7 protein-coding genes and 1 pseudogene are annotated in these 13,698 nt (G+C 59.8%); 2 read left to right on the forward strand and 6 right to left on the reverse strand.

The window, feature by feature from the left end:
* Nucleotides 1-18: 18 nt before the first annotated feature.
* From ONB52_03555 to ONB52_03570, 4 genes are all read right to left on the reverse strand, one after another.
* Nucleotides 19-1,653 carry an NYN domain-containing protein gene (locus ONB52_03555; protein MDZ7415219.1) on the reverse strand — a complete coding sequence of 545 codons (1,635 nt, stop codon included), beginning with the start codon at nucleotides 1,651-1,653 and terminating at the stop codon, nucleotides 19-21.
* A 202-nt stretch (nucleotides 1,654-1,855) separates the two neighbouring features.
* The gene (locus ONB52_03560) at nucleotides 1,856-3,064 is read right to left on the reverse strand and encodes a dipeptidase (GenBank protein MDZ7415220.1); all 1,209 of its coding nucleotides are present in this window, start codon (nucleotides 3,062-3,064) and stop codon (nucleotides 1,856-1,858) included.
* A 59-nt stretch (nucleotides 3,065-3,123) separates the two neighbouring features.
* Entirely contained in the window at nucleotides 3,124-4,284 is a 1,161-nt protein-coding gene (locus ONB52_03565) for an aminotransferase class I/II-fold pyridoxal phosphate-dependent enzyme (protein ID MDZ7415221.1), read from the reverse strand.
* Nucleotides 4,285-4,434: 150 nt separating this feature from the next.
* The gene (locus ONB52_03570) at nucleotides 4,435-5,436 is read right to left on the reverse strand and encodes an EamA family transporter (protein ID MDZ7415222.1); all 1,002 of its coding nucleotides are present in this window, start codon (nucleotides 5,434-5,436) and stop codon (nucleotides 4,435-4,437) included.
* Nucleotides 5,437-6,211: 775 nt separating this feature from the next.
* Here ONB52_03570 and ONB52_03575 point away from each other — a divergent pair.
* Together ONB52_03575 and serA are read left to right on the forward strand one after the other, a co-directional pair.
* Nucleotides 6,212-7,421: pseudogene (locus ONB52_03575) on the forward strand (CoA transferase).
* A 37-nt stretch (nucleotides 7,422-7,458) separates the two neighbouring features.
* Entirely contained in the window at nucleotides 7,459-8,715 is a 1,257-nt protein-coding gene (gene serA / locus ONB52_03580; protein ID MDZ7415223.1) for a phosphoglycerate dehydrogenase, read from the forward strand.
* A 413-nt stretch (nucleotides 8,716-9,128) separates the two neighbouring features.
* Here the strand turns inward: serA and ONB52_03585 are convergent, their stop codons facing one another.
* Both ONB52_03585 and ONB52_03590 read right to left on the reverse strand, forming a co-directional pair.
* Nucleotides 9,129-11,486, reverse strand: a complete 2,358-nt coding sequence (locus tag ONB52_03585; protein MDZ7415224.1) for an NAD(P)-binding domain-containing protein — start codon at nucleotides 11,484-11,486, stop codon at nucleotides 9,129-9,131.
* Nucleotides 11,487-13,013: 1,527 nt separating this feature from the next.
* Entirely contained in the window at nucleotides 13,014-13,571 is a 558-nt protein-coding gene (locus tag ONB52_03590; GenBank protein ID MDZ7415225.1) for a zinc ribbon domain-containing protein, read from the reverse strand.
* Nucleotides 13,572-13,698: the final 127 nt, after the last annotated feature.

Here is a 13,698-nt window from a genome sequence, read left to right on the forward strand (position 1 = left end):
ATTTGAGACACCGCGTCATCATCCCGCCGCTTGCGGCTGTGCGGCGAGCCCGCCCATGAGCCAGGCGCGAATCCGGGCAACCTCCTCCTCGTTCAAACTGAGCTGGGCCGTGCGGCACAGGTCCAGCGTGTTTTCCACCAGCTTCTCGCCCAACTGCACCGGGTCCTCCGGTTGCGGCCCGCCAAAACGATGGCCGGTGTGGCCGATGCCGATCAACACGAAGTTGACGTGCGAGCGCGCCACCGGTGCCCCCTTCTCCACACAGCGATCACGCACCGTTTTGGAAGTACGCGTCATTTGATAGCCGTTGTCGTTGATTTCTCGCGCCAATTCGTGAAACAGCAGGGCATAGTGCTCGGGCATGAGATAAGGCGTTTCGGTCAAACGATGAACTTTGCGCGCCAGCTCGGCCAGCTCGGGATGGCGTTGGGCAAAATGATCGGGCGGCGCGGCTCCCTGGCCGGCTGTGGTGGGTGCAACAGAAGCCGCCGGGGGCAATTGGTGGTGGGCCGGGTCATAAACATAGCCGGGGCTCACGGTGGACATTTGCAAGCCCCCCAGATCGAGTTGCATGAGCAAATCTTTGAAGGTGCCGGCGCCCAGCCATGTGCTGCCCGCCAATTGCACTCCGAGACGCTGTTTCACCAGACTGGCCAGTGTCGCCCAGGCAACGGCCTTGTCCGAATGCGACACATATTCGCGAATACTCTGCGCCATCTGCGCTTTGATGTCGGACACGGTCGCGGCGGGAGCGGCTGCAGCCTCCTGCAGCGTCGGGCTTGCGGTCGGAAGTGGTGCCGGCGCAAGTTTGACAACCACACGCCAGGGGTCTTCATCACTGATGACCAGATCGTCACGTTGCGCGATAATGGCCTGTGTCAGGCGGCGCAGCGAGTAGAAACCCAGCCAGTGACTGCCTTCGCGAAATTCCTGAAACTCCTTGAAAACCTCCGGCAGCTCGCTGGCCTCCACGCCGCCGGGCACCGCTGCCACCTCGCGCAGGCGTGCGGCCATTCTTTTCAACAGCATATTCAGTGCGGCATCAATCTCCTGGGCAGCGATCGGCTCTCCCCCCTCCTCCTCGGGATAGACGACCCCCAGCGCCTCGCGCACGAAAGTATCCCGTTCAATCACCATGTCGCACGCGGCACGGTATGCCAGGGACACCCAGCCCACCGCGAGCACCACGCCGTAGCGGCCATGCTTCCTGATGCGCAGCAGCACCGGCGTGAAATCCGCATCGCCGGAGAGCACGATGAATTCATGAAAATAGGTGGCATGATTGAGTGTATCGAGAATGTCCATCACCATGTAAATGTCGGTGCTGGTCTTGCCGCGGCCGGTGAGCGGCGGGCAGTCGATCACCTCGAAGGCCGAGCGCACGAAATCCGGCCGGAAGTTGCTGAACGACTCGGGATTGAGGTAACAGCGTCTGGTCAAAATCCGGCGCTGCACCAGCGCGGGAAGATAGGCGGTGGTGGGAAGCTGTTTCTCCAACCAGGACAACCATAATTCCGGGTTGGTCGAGAAGCGGCGTGCCGCCTCGGCATCATGCTTTTCCAGGTTGATCCGAACATTGTCGAAATCGACGAACAATGCGGAATAGATGATGGAGGGTGGCGCGATTGGCGGGCCAGCCTGGAGGGCGGACATGGTTTCCCCCTTGCACGTGAGTGTTTGACAGAAAAGTGGTTTATTCAGCCAAAGATTTTCTCAGGCAGCCTTCTGCCCGCAGCGTCAGCTATTCCCCCGCAAAAAGAGAAATGTCACAAAATGGTGCGCTGCGGTTTGTGCGGGAACTGCCATTGCGAGAGGGGCCTTTTGCTCATGCCGGGCGCCGGCGCGAATTTGCCGGCTAAAACGTTCCGGCTTGCAGTCGCTGCGCGGTTTTCTCGACCTCCGACCACACCCGCAACAAATTGCCGGAACAAATCTTCGCGATGTCCTTTTCGGAATAGCCCAGGCGCAGCAGTTCGAAAATCAGGTTGGGATAATCGGCCACGCTGGTCATGCCCTCGGGCAGGGAATCGCCGACACCGTCGAAATCCGAGCCGAAGCCGACGTGATCCACGCCCACCAGCTTCACGACATGATCGATGTTGGCCACGATGTCCGCGATCGTGACCGGCGGCCGGGGATTTTGTTCACGATATTGCCGGATGCGCGCCCGGCCCTCCTCGCTGCCGGGATCGATCTTGTGTTCTTCGATGAAACGCCAGAGGCCTTCCTCCGCCTTTTGATAGGCACCATTCACGAAGGAGGAACCAAACGCAATCTGGATCACGCCGCCATTGCGCGCCAGCGCCCGGATCATGTCATCATCCATGTTGCGCTCCCAACCGGGGGTGAAATGGCGGCAGGAGGAATGCGAGGCAATCACCGGCGCGCGCGTGAGCCGCAAAACCTGATAAAACGTTGAATCGCTGACGTGCGAAATATCGATCATGATCCCCAGCCGGTTCATCTCCGCCACCACTTCCCGGCCAAACGGGCTCAGCCCCTGCCACGGGCGGTTGGGATCATAAGAAGAATCACAGATGTGGTTGCTCTTCGCATGCGTGAGTGTGATGTAACGAATACCGCGCGACCAAAAATGCCGCAGGTTTTCCAGTTTGCCGGCTATCGGCGCGCCGTTCTCCATGCCCATCGGCAGCGCGAGCAGCCCTTTTTTGAAATGGGCACGCACCTCCGCAACCGAGCGGGCAATGGCAAACTTGTCGGGCCAGCGCCGTTCGAACCCTTCCACCATGTCGATGAGACTGTCCGCCAGTGCCGTGGCCAGGCCTTTCGCCTCATAGGGCGAAGGAATATAAATGGACATGAAAGCCGCATTGAGGCCGCCCTGCCTGGCGCGCATGTAATCAAAATTGCCGCCCTGGGTGCGGCCGGAAATGTCCTCGTATTTCTCGCGCAGACGGTACGGCACATCGACATGGGTGTCGACAATAATGAATTTTTGCGCGAGACGCCGGGCCCTTTGCCGCACTTTGGTTTCGTCAGCCGCGTGGACAGAAACCACGGAGAAACACAGGCACAGCCCGAGCAGCATTTCGAATTTATTCATGGATCGCCCTTCCACATGTGGGGATTTTTTGCCGCACGCTGCACACGCCGAGTATGCGCTCACGGCCGCAGCGCCTGATCAAAATCGGCAAGCAATTCGTCAGTCGATTCAATTCCAACCGAGACACGAATCAGGCTGTCGGTGATGCCCAACTGCAGCCGTTCCTCGGGGGACATGCCGGCATGCGAGGTGGTGGCCGGCCGGGTGATCAGGGTGTGAATGCCGCCCAAACTCGGCGCTTTGATGGGAATCTGCGTGCGTGCGATGAAGCGCCGGGCGGCAGCCAACCCCTCTTTCAGTTCGAAACTCAGCATGCCGCTGTAGCCATTGAAAAATTCGCGCGCGAGATGGTGTTGCGGATGACTTTCCAGACCCGGATAGTTCACACGGGCGACGGCGGGATGCCCGCTCAGAAAGCGGGCGAGTTGCAGGGCGCTTTCATTATGCTGTTTCATGCGCACCGCCAGCGTGGCAATGCCGCGCTGCAGCAGGAAGCAGGCGTGCGGATCCAGCGCGCCGCCGAGATGATTGAGCTTGAGGCGCACATTCTCCACCAGGCCGGTCCGTCCGATCACCGCACCCGCCACAATGTCGGAGTGGCCGTTGAGGTATTTGGTGCCGCTGTGCAGCGAAAGATCAAATCCCCATTCTGCCGGCCGAAAATTGTAGGGGCTGGCAAAGGTGTTGTCGATGACTGAAACCAGGCCGTGGGCATTCGCAAAAGTCACCGCCGCGCGCAAATCCGCCACTTGCAGCAGCGGGTTGGACATGGCCTCCACATAAAGCACGCGGGTGGTGGGTCGCAGTTTGCCCGCCCAACTCCCGGGATCATTCCCGTCAATGAAATCATAGGTGATGCCCAGCGCCGGGAGATCCCGGGTGATGAAATCATGCGTGCCTCCATAGAGATTGCTCTGCGCCAGCAAATGATCGCCGCTGGCCAGCAGGGCAAGCAGCGTGGTGGAAATGGCGGCCATGCCGCTGGCCGTGACCAGCGCCGCTTCCGCATTCTCCAGCGCGGCCAGCTTGTGCTGCACCGCCAGGTGGTTGGGCGTGTTGTTCAAGCGGATGTAGCGCAGGTCATGATAGCCGGTCTCTTCGCCGTCGTACTCGAACATCGCCGTTTGAAAAATCGGCATGCTGACCGCGCCGGCGATGCGCGGCGCCGGCTCGCCGGCATGAACCGCTTTGGTCTCGATGTCACGGAAAGTATGGGGCATCTCCGTCTCCTGGTCGTTGAAAAGGCTGGGTTGTTACGCCAAATCAATGTTCGCTGTATGAGACATGGTTTGCAAGTGCTCCGGGCACCTGTATCGAGCAGGTCGGGGATGTTCTCAACCGGGTGGTTTTACGGCCGCGTGCAGGTTCACTCAACAGGCCTCGGTGCAAATCTTCTGTGGTTCGGGCCGGGCCGGCGGCGGGGAGGGCGAGGGGACTTCTGCGCCACTGGCCGGCTTGGGCAACGACATGGGCGGCCGGTTCAGGACGATGGCGATTACCGCCGTGACGATCAACAGCGTCGCAACCAGGGTGCGGGCAGTCAACGACTCACCACCAATGGCCCAGCCCAGAATCACCGCAATCAGGGGATTGACGAAGGCATAAGTCGAGGCGTGCGCGGGCGTGGTCACGCGCAGGAGCCAGAGATAGGCCGTGAATCCGATGAGAGAGCCAAAGACGATCAAATAAATCAGCGCGAGCAAGGATTGCAACGAAACCTGTTCGAGGCTGAATTTCTGTCCCTCTCCCGCGAGCAGGCCCAGCACCAGCAACAGGAAGCCACCGCACAACATCTGCATGCCGGTGGCGAGCAGGGGCGGGGCTTTGAGATGGCGGTGGGTGGAGTACAGCGAGCCCGCCGCCCACGAGAGGGAGGCCAAAATCAACACCACCATGCCTGCGGGATCAACGGCGCCGCTGCCCAGCAAGCGCTCGGGGCCGACCAGCACCGCGATGCCGGCCATGCCGATGAAGATGCCCAGCAGCGTGCGGCCATCCGGCTGTCCGCGTTTTTGCCACACCCACATCAACACCACGATCCAGAGCGGCACCATGGCCACCAGCACGGCGGTCAATCCGCTCGGCACATATTGCACCGCCCACACCACGCCACCATTGCCGGTGAACAACAGCAGGGTGCCGCTGATCGCGGTGACTTTCCACAGGCGCCGGTCGGGCCCGGGCGTTCCCCGTCCTCTTTCCCAGAGATAAAGCGCGGCACCGGCGGTGAGAAAACGCGTGGCCGCCATCAAAAATGGCGGCAGCGAGGTGATGGCGAATCGCATGGCCAGATAGGTTGACCCCCACAGGAAATAAACCGCGGAAAAAGCCGTCCAAATTTTCCACCGGGCGGGTGCATGAATGTCTGACATTCTCCTCCTTGCGCGACAATCGTGATGGCGCTGTCCGGGCTGATTGTCGCAAGCGAAAGCAAGAAAGTCAAGCACAGAATCGCCACCGGGGTAATTGCCATGCCGTGCGCCGCAGCTCTCATGATGAAAATCAACTTTCGTAGTCGTGCCTTCGGGCACCGACCCTGAAGGGTCTACTACAAAAGTAAATTCGACAGACCGCTCCTCCGGGACTTGCATTTTGAGGATGGGGCGCAGCTATAAACAGTTCGCTCCACCGGAGCTGTTTATTGGCGCTGCCTCGAGATGAGAGGGAGCACACCCGGCAGCCCCGCTCAGGACGCTCGGTTTACAGCACTACAGTGATTCAACCCTCAGCGTCAGAATCAAATACACAACAATCCGCCCACGAAAAAAGCCATTTCGTGGGTGTCCATTTTCGCGAGAGAAAAAGCGTAACGCCTTCGGCAAACGGGCGAATGTCGAATTCGGGAGCGCCCGACATTCCAAAAAAGTCTTGCTCGACTTCAAACGGAATAACTGGTGGCGTATTGTGAACACGCCATTGCCTCCGGGCAACAGCAAGCCGGCCTGTAAATTCAGGTGACAGCATCGCGTTCCCCCCACACACAACGTAACGGAGGCATTACCTCGCAGCAAATTTCAGCCTTGCGCCTCTGCCGGCCGCGTGATATATTGCGCACCATTCGCAGCCAAAGGCCGCCGCCACGGCAGCGCAGGAGTTGTGCCCGCCGTGTGCAGCCTCCCCGCAAAATTTTCAGCATCGATCCGCCTCATGAACTCTCACATTCCCGGTTGCCTGGCCGGCGTGCGCGTGCTCGATCTCTCGCGGGTTTTGGCCGGACCGTTTTGCACCCAATTGCTTGGCGACATGGGTGCGGAAATCATCAAAGTGGAGCGGCCCGGCAACGGCGATGACACGCGGCAATGGGGGGCCGCCCTGGTTTCACGGGGAATCGGCCTGTTTCCTGGGCTGCAATCGCAACAAGAAAAGCATCACCATCAATCTCAAGACCGCGGCCGGCTGCGAGCTCATCCGCAAACTCGCAGCCCGGAGTGATGTTTTGGTGGAGAATTTCAAAGTGGGTGAGCTGGCACGCCTGGGGTTGGACTATGCGGCGTTGCGGCTGCATCATCCCGGCCTGATTTATTGCGCGATCACCGGTTATGGACAAACCGGCCCGTATGCCGCACGGCCCGGCTATGATTTCATCATGCAGGCGCAGGGCGGGATCATGAGCATCACCGGTGCGCCCGGGGGCGAGCCTGCCAAAGTCGGCGTGGCAATTGCCGACGTGATGGCCGGCATGTACGCCGCCACCGCCATTCTCGCGGCCCTGCATCATCGCAGCCAAACCGGGGAAGGACAATTCATCGACATCGCCCTGCTGGACAGCCAGGTCTCATGGCTCATCAATGTGGCGATGAATTATCTCGTTTCCGGCGAACCGCCGCAACCTCATGGCAATGCCCATCCCAATCTTGCACCCTATCAAACTTTTGCCACGGCGGAGGGCCAGTTTTGCAATCGCTGTGGGTAATGACGGGCAATTTCGCCGGTTGTGCCGCTGTCTGGAACTGCCGGCCGTGGCGGAGGATCCGCGCTATGCCACCAATGCCATGCGCCTGCAGCACCGCGAAGCTCTGATTGCCACTCTGCAACGCCGGCTGCACGAGAAGTCCACCGGCGAATGGCTGGCCCTGCTGCTGGCCGCAGGCATTCCGGCCTCGGCGATCCACTCCACACCATTCCCGAGATTTTGCAGGATGCGCATGTTCTCAGCCGCGGAATGGTGACCAGTGTCGAGCACCCCGCCGGCGCGGAATTGCGGCTGCCCGGCCCGGTGGCAAAATTTTCCGCCACGCCTGCGGCGGTGCGCCTGCCGCCGCCCCGACTTGGACAACATACGGAGGAAATCCTGCGCACGCTGCTGCGCCTCGATGACCGCGAGCTCCGGGCCTTGCGCGCCGCGCAGGCGATTTGAAAAAAGCATCTTCCTCTTCGCTCCATCCAGGAACACCATGCATCGCGTCAAACATCTGCTGAAAAGTCTGCCCAAGACTTCCTTCCCCAAAAACAAGATCCGGGTGTTGCTGCTGGAAAACATTCACCCCGCGGCCCTGGCGCGTTTCGAGGCGGAAACCTACCAGATCGAATCCCTGCCCGGCTCGCTCGACGAAGAAACCCTGTGCCGCAAGATCGAGTCCGTGCACCTGCTCGGCATTCGTTCCAAGACGCAGGTGAGCGCCAGGGTGCTGCAGCACGCACGGCGCTTGTGGGCGATCGGCTGTTTTTGCATCGGCACCAACCAGGTGGATCTGGTGCAGGCGCGGCGGCAGGGCGTGGCGGTTTTCAATGCGCCCTACAGCAACACCCGCAGTGTGGCAGAGCTGGTGATCGGCGAGATCATCATGCTGCTGCGCCGCATCTTTCCCAAGAATCAGGCGGCGCACAATCAGGTTTGGGACAAAAGCAGCGCCGGCTGCTTCGAAGTGCGCGGCAAGACGCTGGGCATCATCGGCTACGGCCACATCGGCTCGCAGGTCTCCATCCTGGCGGAGGCGCTGGGCATGGAGGTGATTTACTATGACATCGCCGAACGGCTGCCGCTCGGCAACGCCAAGCCGGTGCCTTCCCTGGTCGATTTGCTGCACCGCGCCGATGTGGTGACGCTGCATGTGCCGGAGGATGAAACCACCATCAACATGATCAGCGCGGCGCAACTGCGGCTGATGAAGCCGGGCAGCTATCTGCTCAATCTCAGCCGCGGCCGCAATGTCAATCTCGCGGATCTGCGCCAGGCGCTGCTCGCGGGCCATTTGGCGGGCGCCGCCATCGATGTTTTTCCAAACGAACCGCAGTCCAATCAGGAAAAATTCGTCAGCGGGCTGCAGGGCCTGCCCAACGTCATTCTCACCCCGCACATCGGCGGCAGCACGCAGGAATCACAGGAGGACATCGGCAGGAAAACCAGCGAGAAGCTCGTCACCTACATGAACACCGGCGCCACCATTGGCAGCGTCAATTTCCCCGAGGTGCAGTTGCCGGTGCAGGGCGAACGCCATCGCGTGCTGCACATCCACAAAAACGTGCCCGGCGTGATTTCGACGTTCAGCCAGGAATTTGCCCGCCTCGGCATCAACATCGAAAGCCAGATTCTCAAAACCGAGGAGGATATCGGCTATCTTGTCACCGATGTCGATCGCCTGGTGGACCGCCAGATCGTGGAAGATTTGAAAAAGATGGAAGTGACGATCAAGGTGAGAGTGTTGTATTAGGGCGTGGTTGCCTTGCTTTGCGACAGTGCTTCTTGAGAGACTGTCCGCGTGAATCTCGTGAAATCCCGGGCAACGTGCCGGGATTTGCAAGAGGCTCTTTCACAGGATGGCTGTGAGCACAGTCAGTCTCTGTCCGCAAACGTTTCAACCCCGGCTGCAGCCGGCTTTGCGCAACCACGAGGCTCCTGGAGCATCTGAGAAATTTGCGACGATGGTCAAACCGTTGCAGAAACGGGCAAGGCGGCGCAGAATCTTTGTCTGCAAGGCAGGCGGAAAGCCCGCGCCGCGAAATTTTCAGGGGAACAGGAAGGAACAAAATCCATGTCCCGTGAGTGTGGCGGAGGCCGTGCTTTTTCCAGCGGGCACCGCGCCCGCACTTTGCCCCTTTGATTGAACGCCTGACGCTCACCTGCTCACGCCGTCCCCTGCCTGCGCGGGTAGGTGAGTTTCACCGGCAGCACGGGGGCATGGCCATTCTCCCCGCGAAAACTCAGCGTATCCATCGGACAGACGGTCACGCAGATGCCGCAGCCGATGCAGGAGCTGGTGGCATTGTCCAACACCTGCTGCTTGAGCGCGTAGCTCATCACATCGATGCCGACCTGGCAGTTGCGCGAACATTCGTAGCAGCCGATGCACTTGTCATTGGCGAGGATTTTGAAGCGGCTGAGCTTCAGCCGGCTGAACAGCGCGGATTGCAAGTGCATGAGCTTGGCCAGCGGGCACCAATAGCGGCACCAAATCTTGCCGCCGAGAAAGGGATAGAGCGTCACCGGCAAGATGCCGACCAGCCAGACATCGGCGTAGATGCGATAGAGACTGATGCCCAGTTCCGCAGTGCCACGCAGCGCGCTGTAAACATCCTTGAGCAGCATCAACACCGTGACCAGGGCCGCGAAAATGAGCACGGCCAGATTCATCCACTCCCAGTGGATCGACGTCCTGCCCTTGGGCGCGAGATGACGCCAGCGGTCGCCGAACGTCTCCGCCAGCCCGCCGCAGCCGCAAATCCACGAGCAATAACGCTTGCCGTGAAACAGCACGAAGATCGGAATGATCACAAAAGTGAGCAGCACGCCCCACACCACCCAAACCTGATGCGGGTTGTAAAAAAAGGTATAGAAGAACAGCGGCCAGGCGTAGACCAGGCCATAGCTGCGCCAGGCCTGCCCGGCAAAGGCGGGATCGCCCGCCAGCCTCTCCCCCACCCACTGATACTTCACCGCCAGTTGAAAGAGAAACTCGGGAATCAGAAAAAAGAAGATCCACTGAAAGCTGAGCAGGCTGACATAGCGCCAGATTTGAAATTTGTCCTTGTGGTCGAGGCCCCAGCGTTTCAAAGCTTGCAGCCCAAAGAAGGTCATCAGCGCGGTATACAGCACGGTATACCAGAATGACCAGGGCCGGTTAAAAAAGGAGAGAAATTCGTAGCCCCAGTTTTGGAACGGCCAGAATTCCTCCCCCTTGCCGACTTTGGCGCCGTAGACGGTGTACCACACGAAAAAGGACAGACCCAGCCAGGCAAAACGATCACCGCGCGCACCGAAAAAGATCAGGCTGCCGAGACTGAGTGCCCACAACAAGGCACCGCTCCATCCCGGCAGCGCGGACAAATTCACGCCCGGCACCTGCACCTGGCCGCCCAGGCTGGCGCCGAAAACCGCCAGACCGAGAAAGCCGGCGAGGGTGAGCAGAACCGCGCGCGCCAGGCTGCCCTCCCATTCATTTTCCATCTTGAGGCCGAGCGATTTGAGAAACTGACGCGGCACCTCGGCGCCGATGAGCACAAAGGCATGATCAAAAGGAACCCGGCGCGTCTCGCGCCGGCCATCCTCTTCGATGATCAGTGTCGCCTCGTGTGCGCCAAATTCCTTCACCTGGGAATGCAGAATCGGCTCAATGCGACCCGCCGCAATCGCCTGCTCGAGCTGCCGCTCGTTGTCCTTGAAAATACGCTCGAACCGGCCGCGCCGATAGGAGAGATAGACTTTATTTTGCTCGCTGAGGGTGATCGCTGCCTCCACCGCGCTGTTGCCTCCGCCCACCACCAGGAGGTTTTCGTTCTGGTAATGCCGTGGCGAATAAAGACGGTGATAGACATGTTCCTGCTCCTCCCCCGGCACCTTGAGCCTGCGCGGATTGCCGCGCTGCCCGGTGGCGAGCACGACGCGCTTGCTGCGGTAAACAGCTTTGGCGGTCTTCACCCAGAAGATGCCGTCGCGCTTCTCCAAACCGGTCACACCCTCCTCGGTATGCACATTGAGCCGGTTGTGTGCGATGATTTCATGCCAGCGCCGGATCAAATCCTCCTTGGTCGCGCCGTCCAGCCAGAGCTTGCCCTTGGGAGGCTGGCTGTCCGGCTCGGCATAGACGTATTTGCCCTCCGGAAAATTCTCGATGGTGTTGGCAATCTTCTCCTTCTCCAGCAGGAGATAGCGCATGCCGCGCTCCGCCGCCTGCAGGGCGGCATTCAGGCCGGCGGCACCCGCGCCGATGACGATCACATCATACAACCCGGGATCGCTGCCGCCGATCGCCTGCGGCAACGCAGCAATGTGTTCGATCACCTCGTAGCCCTGCGCCATGGCGTATTTGATGACCGGGGCACCGGCCAGGTCACCAACAACATAAAGGCCGGCAATATTGCTCTCATGGTGCTTGTCAAGCAGTGGCCGCTCCTGCATGCCGCTGCCGGAATGCAGGATGTTGACCAGGGCTGCGCGCAGGCGTGCAGGCCAGTTGACCGCGGTTACCGCTTGCCAGGCTGACATGTGCTCTCGACTTTGGATGACGGGTGAAGACTGCTTTGCTCTGGATCTTGCTCACACTGCCGCCCACTGGCGGACGCTTTTTAATAAACCATCGCCACCCCCGATCTATTCCCGTTTCGACAAGCGCTACCAACACGGGCAGCCGGGGCTGACAGCAGACCAAGGCCTGGAACAGATCCGCGGGTGTAGCGTCACTTTGACGGGACCCGCAGCAGCCGGCATGCCTGCTTGCTGTCCCGGCAAACACGCCAAACCAGTGACATCATTGCATATTGATACGATGGCGAATGGTGTCCCGGTTTTTGCAGCGCTGCCATCGGCATGAAAAAACGCAGGCCTTCCTCCGGGCACAGCCGTGTGCAACCGCACGGCACGATCAGAGGGCGCCTCTGAGAGAGGATGGTTCCTGTCAACCGCCCGGCAGGCGCATCGCGCCCTGTGCATGCCGGCATCCCGGCCAGAGACATACCCGCCAAAAGCCTCCGCGGCCTCGCGCAACCGCACGCCGGCGAGGATGAGAGGAACACCGATGATTGCCGTGATGATGCCCAGACAGATCAAGGCACCATAAAAAAATGATGGTGAAGATGCCGACAAAACGCATGTCGCGCGTCATTTTGGCAACCAACGTTTGCATCTCTGGATTTGCTGCCGGCATGCCGCCGCCGACTTCCCTGATTTCACTCATGACAGCCCCCCATGCCCGAGACACTTTTTGTAGTGAAGCGACCCATCATGTCCTTCTCCCCCACGAAATCAGTGCCGACTTTGCGTGGCAGCTCTGTTTGCCGGGAGAGTTCTGTTTATCTCCTGAATTTTGCACCCAGGTTGCTCCCCTCCGCGAGGAACGCCGGTTTGATCGCAACGGCCAATCACCCAGGGGGTGAGGCAGAAAAAATTTTGCAGGCCACCGTGCGGTCAACTCCGGCAGGAGTTCTCTTTAACAAAACCGCGTCAGATCATGAGAAATTGCCATGCCCGTATGGGCACCCATCAGCATGAAAAAATGAGCTTTCGTAGTCGTGCTTTCAGGCACCGACCCTGAAGGATTTACCTATAAAAACGCAACTATAAACGGTTCACTCCGCTCGAGCTGTTTTCTGACGCTGCGTGGGAAAAGCCGTCTCGTAGGAGGAAACATGAATCGGCTTCGGCATCAATCACAAACAATCCGCCCACGAAAGCAGAAATCCCACGGAAAAAGCCATTTCGTGGCCGTCCATTTTCGTGGGAGCGAAAGCGTGACGCCTTCGGCAAACGGGCGAATTTCGAAGTCAGGAACGCTCGACATTTCCTTCCGGGCAACCGCAAGCCCACATGCAAAATTCAGGTATTTGGTTTTTGTCTGCAAACGTGCGCCACCGGCGCCGAGCCGGGAGGTCCAAAACCGCCTGCTTCGGAAAAAATCCAGGGTGTTGAAACCCACGGCCAAACCGTCGCCGGAACAGTCGCAAAGTCAGTGCTTGGGATGGACACTTTTTGGCTTGTCGGTTTGTGAGGTGAAGCTTTACCGGCAGGCATTCCCCGCTAAAGTTGCAAACGGTCAAGATCGGATTGCACTGCCGGCTGCAGGCGGCTGCCACAAGCAGCGCATTTTTTCGCCGCGGGATGGTTGGGATGGCCGCAATGGCTGCACGGAAGCGGGACATGCGTCTTCGGCACTTTCACCAGTCCCGGTGGAATTTGCTGATCCCCTCGCGGCGTGCGGATCAATAGCAGAATGTATCCCGGCAGGTTCAGGCAGAACCCCAGCAGAAAATACGGCAAGGGTGGCCGGCCTCTGCCGAGCGCGTGGTAACTGCTCAAGCCGCCGAAGAGCAGGCCGCTCAACACATAAAACCCCAGCACCAGCCAGCCCCAGCTTATGTCGCGACCTGCCAGCTCGTGTGCCTGCATCTGATTGTTGTGAAACAGTGCCGTGCGTGGTTTGCCTGGTTGTCCCCTCGCGACCACGGCCTGGCGGGAGGAGTCTCCGGCCATTCCCTGCAGCGCTTGCACGGGCAGAGCAACATTGCCGGCAGCCGCGGTACTGAACACCAGGGCAGTCATGAGCAAGAGGGAAAAAGGGCGCCAAAGCCTGGTCATTCTCATTCTCAAACGGAAGGTGTGACGTCCGCCCAGCCCTTCAGCCAGTCGAAAATGCGACGGCAAAATGAACATTTCCGCCGGCAAATGCAAGTGCAGAGAGCAGCGCCCGGCATGTGGCAGGAGC

The organism is candidate division KSB1 bacterium, from assembly GCA_034506255.1.
In the GTDB taxonomy this organism is placed as follows: domain Bacteria; phylum Zhuqueibacterota; class Zhuqueibacteria; order Zhuqueibacterales; family Zhuqueibacteraceae; genus Coneutiohabitans; species Coneutiohabitans thermophilus.